This is a genomic window from Citrobacter sp. Ce006 (assembly GCF_030336535.1).
Classification (GTDB): domain Bacteria; phylum Pseudomonadota; class Gammaproteobacteria; order Enterobacterales; family Enterobacteriaceae; genus Citrobacter; species Citrobacter europaeus.
The window spans coordinates 1-287 of record NZ_JAOWDO010000045.1 but is presented as its reverse complement, the minus strand read 5'-3'; the positions used below and the strand labels follow the sequence as shown (position 1 = coordinate 287).

Sequence of the window (287 nt, the reverse complement as noted above, 5' to 3'; positions counted from 1 at the left end):
TTTACCGGCGAATGGCTGTAGTATTCCGGGTCATACCAGTCCTTCATCCATTCCCAGCCGTTTCCGGCCATGTCGTAAATTCCCAATGGATTAGGGGGACGGAAATCCCGGGGAAGCGGGGATAGCCACTTGAGGGTCAGGCCTGCCTTTTTGGCATACTCTTCAGCATCCAGCTCAGTGGCAATATTAATGCCCCTGCGATTTTCTATACGTATCGTGCCATCGTCGGTGGGCGCCACCACATATTTACCCCGGCTACGCGCCGCGTATTCCCACTGCGCTTCCGT

General features: G+C 55.1%; 1 protein-coding gene. It reads right to left on the bottom strand.

Going from position 1 to position 287, the window contains the following annotated elements:
* The coding region (locus OGV94_RS00860; protein WP_286522168.1) for a formylglycine-generating enzyme family protein at window positions 1–287 on the bottom strand (287 nt) is incomplete at both ends.